Genomic DNA, 3,312 nt, shown 5'->3' on the forward strand with positions numbered 1-3,312 from the left:
ATAAGAGACCGCCCCGCCCTTGTTCTCGAAGGTCACGGACTTGGCCGTATTGGCCTCGACCATGGCCTTGCCCAGCACCCGGGCGGTCTGGTCGTAACCACCGCCCACGGAGCCCGGGGCCATGAATTTCACGGTATCCAGCGCGAAGGCTGGCGCAACAAGCACGGCTGCGGCCAAACCGGCGGCCATGCAGCGACTGAAACGACGGATCAAAGCGGACATGGGCATCTCCTGATTGCATTGTTTTTATGGGTGCCGCTTGCCCATCGAGATGTGCGATGAACATGGGCCTGCAAACAAGCTTAGGCCATGGATCCGTGGGTTGATCTGTTTTGCTGAAACCACCTGCCAAAGGCGCCGCAAGCCCCCTGTGGGAGCGAGCTTGCTCGCGATGGCGGTGTGTCAGATACCGAAAATGTCGACTGACACTCCGTCATCGCGAGCAAGCTCGCTCCCACAGGGACCTGGGTGCTCCCGCCATCCATTCATTACAACTTTGTCATCAAGCTGTTGGTCGGCTGTCCGGATCACTTCGTTAGCCTGAACTCACTGTCAGGCCAACCACCGGCAGCCACCCTGCCCTTGTAGAGAGAGATTCGTCATGAAAATGTTGATCGCGGGTTTTGCCGCCCTGCTCGCCACCGGTTCGGCGTTTGCCGCCACCCAGCCCACCTCGCCGGTCATCCACGACAAGGTCGGCTTTTATGTCCCGGTAGATGTTGCCAAAGTCCTGTCGATGACCGACCTCAACGGCCAGTGCGGCATCGTTCCGGCGCAGTTCAACTACCTCGACCACCAGGGTCGCGAGCACCAGCTGGACTATCAGGTCCAGGGCGTAGGTTGCCTTGGTGAGAACTGAGCAGATGCCTGTATTCAGCGCCGACCGGGCTACACTTTCGCCATTGGCTCGCCCCTGTAGCCCGACCGGATCAGGCAGGTTTGCATGAACATCCTCGTAGTCGAAGACGAACCCAAGGCCGGCAATTACCTGCTCAACGGCCTGCAGGAGCTCGGATACACCGTGAACCTGGCGCGGGACGGCATCGATGGCCTGCACCTGGCCCTGGAACACGACTTCGACGTGATCGTGCTGGATGTCATGATGCCGAAGATGGATGGCTGGGAAGTCCTGCGCCGCTTGCGCAAGGAAGCCGATACACCGGTGCTGTTCCTCACTGCCCGGGATGACATCGCCGACCGCATCAAAGGCCTCGAACTGGGCGCCGACGATTACCTGATCAAGCCGTTTTCCTTCGCCGAACTGGTGGCACGCCTGCGTACCCTGACCCGGCGCGGTCCTACCCGGGAAGAAGAACACCTGCACGTCGACGACCTGCAGATCGACGTGCTCAAGCGCCGCGTCAGCCGCGCCGGCAACCGCATCACCCTGACCAACAAGGAGTTCGCCCTGCTGCACCTGTTCGCCACGCATCAGGGCGAGGTGCTGTCACGCTCGATGATCGCCTCGCGGGTCTGGGACATGAATTTCGACAGCGACACCAATGTCGTCGATGTCGCGGTGCGCCGCCTGCGCCTGAAAATCGATGATCCGTTCCCGCTCAAGTTGATCCACAGCGTGCGCGGCATCGGCTATCGCTTCGACACTCAACCCTGAATGCAACCATGAATGTGATGACGCCGCTGCAATCCGCCTCCCGCCTCAGCCACTCCCTGACCCTGCGTCTGGCGCTGGTGTTTGCTTTGCTGGCGTTTGTCTCGCTGGCGCTGCTGGGCGTGGCGCTGTACCGCGACCTGGAGCGCGAGCTGATCCATCGCGATGACATTGCCCTGATCACCCGCATCGACCAGTTGCGTACCTTCCTCAACGACAGCAATACCCTGGACCTGATCAAGGCCAAGCCGGCGCTGTTCCAGAACATGATGGGCAACCGCGAGGCCCTGCTGACCATCGGCACCCCTGGCCAGCCGCCGTTGCTGGTGGTCAACCCGGGCAACCTGACGATGCCGGCGCTGACCCCGGTGGCCATGGATCATCGACTGACCCTGAGCGACGTGCAGCATTTGCCCAACGTCAACGGCGTGCCGTTTTCCGCCCTGGCGGCGACCATCGATTCCGGTGACCTGGGTAGCCTGCAAGTGGTGACCGGGCGCCTGATGACCGAGCGCACCGCCGTGCTCGCCGACTACCGGCTCAATGTGTACCTGTTCGCCAGCGTCGCGGCGATCCTGCTGGCACTGTCCGGTTATGTGCTGGTGCATCGCGGCCTGTTGCCAGTGCGGCGCCTGGCCCGTCACACCCAGAGCATCGACGTCGGCAACCTCAACGAACGCCTCGACAGCCAGGGTGCGCCGCTGGAACTGCTGCCCATGATCGACGCCTTCAACGCCATGCTCGACCGGCTGGACAAAGGCTTCATCCAGTTGGGCCAGGTGTCGACCGACATGGCCCACGAACTGCGCACGCCGATCAACAACCTGCTCGGCGAAACCCAGGTGGCCTTGCAGCAGAACCGCAGCACCGATGCCTATCAGCAGCTGTTGGCCTCGAATGTCGAAGAACTCGAGCGCCTGGCGCGCATGCTCGACAACATGCTGTTCCTGGCCCGCACCGATCCGCGCAGTGCCCTGCGCCAGCGTCAGGAGCTGGATGCCGCCGACGAAATGCAACGCATGGCCGATTATTTCGAAGGCCCGGCGACCGACGTTGGCATCTGCATCGATGCCCGGGGCAGCGGCTTGATCTGGGCCGAGCCGATGCTGCTGCGCCGTGCATTGGCCAACCTGTGCGCCAACGCCATCAAGTACGGCGCGCCGCATTCCGAGCTGTGCATCCACGCCAGCCCGACCGCCGACGGCATCCAGGTGCAAGTGCGCAACCACGGCCCGACCATCCCGGCCCGGCATCTGCCACGGCTGTTCGAACGCTTCTACCGGGTCGACGAGTCCCGCGAACGCTCGGCCCAATCCAATGGCCTGGGCCTGTCGATCGTGGCGACGATCATGCAACTGCACAACGGTGCCTGCCACGTCAGCAGTAGCGACGGCATCACCTGCTTCGAACTGTTTTTCCCGGCGCGACAACAGCATGAGTAGCGCACAGGCGAAAACCACCCGCGGCACTTGCGACAAAACAATGCTCAAGGGTGCGTGTCATGACCTAACCTCATTGGCTATGTGACTAACAACCCGTCGAGCTCGCCGATGCGCAATGTCTTGAAGTCAATGATCTACGTCGCCTTCGCGGTTCTGGCGGCAAGCCCGGGCTGGCTGTTGGCGGGGGACATGGCCGACGTTCCTGCTCCTGCTCCTGCTCCTGCTCCTACTCCTGCTCTTGCCCCCGCTCCCGCTCCC

At 62.4% G+C, this 3,312-nt stretch carries 3 protein-coding genes and 1 pseudogene; 3 read left to right on the plus strand and 1 reads right to left on the minus strand.

Annotation, left to right across the window (positions count from 1 at the left end; translation table 11 throughout):
• Nucleotides 1-222: pseudogene (locus tag KGB28_RS01030) on the minus strand (tripartite tricarboxylate transporter substrate binding protein); the annotation flags it as partial.
• Between the two features lie 379 nt (nt 223-601).
• Between KGB28_RS01030 and KGB28_RS01035 the strand changes: the two are divergent.
• The 3 genes from KGB28_RS01035 to KGB28_RS01045 all read left to right on the plus strand — a co-directional run bounded on the left by KGB28_RS01035 (nt 602) and on the right by KGB28_RS01045 (nt 3,054).
• Entirely contained in the window at nt 602-859 is a 258-nt protein-coding gene (locus KGB28_RS01035) for a DUF2790 domain-containing protein (RefSeq protein ID WP_223441303.1), read from the plus strand.
• An 84-nt stretch (nt 860-943) separates the two neighbouring features.
• Nucleotides 944-1,615 (plus strand): heavy metal response regulator transcription factor, encoded by a 672-nt coding sequence (locus KGB28_RS01040; protein ID WP_223441305.1) that lies wholly within the window; start codon nt 944-946, stop codon nt 1,613-1,615.
• Between the two features lie 8 nt (nt 1,616-1,623).
• Complete coding sequence (locus tag KGB28_RS01045; protein WP_223441307.1) at nt 1,624-3,054, plus strand: heavy metal sensor histidine kinase; 1,431 nt, start codon at nt 1,624-1,626, stop codon at nt 3,052-3,054.
• Nucleotides 3,055-3,312: the final 258 nt, after the last annotated feature.

The organism is Pseudomonas sp. BF-R-19, from assembly GCF_019956445.1.
GTDB classification, from domain to species: Bacteria; Pseudomonadota; Gammaproteobacteria; order Pseudomonadales; family Pseudomonadaceae; genus Aquipseudomonas; species Aquipseudomonas fluorescens_BH.

Bases quoted from the DNA above. Each gene is read 5' to 3' on its own strand.
- KGB28_RS01040 (WP_223441305.1), top strand. From the start codon at position 944: ATGAACATCCTCGTAGTCGAAGACGAACCCAAGGCCGGCAATTACCTG.
- KGB28_RS01035 (WP_223441303.1), top strand. From the start codon at position 602: ATGAAAATGTTGATCGCGGGTTTTGCCGCCCTGCTCGCCACCGGTTCG.
- KGB28_RS01045 (WP_223441307.1), top strand. From the start codon at position 1,624: ATGAATGTGATGACGCCGCTGCAATCCGCCTCCCGCCTCAGCCACTCC.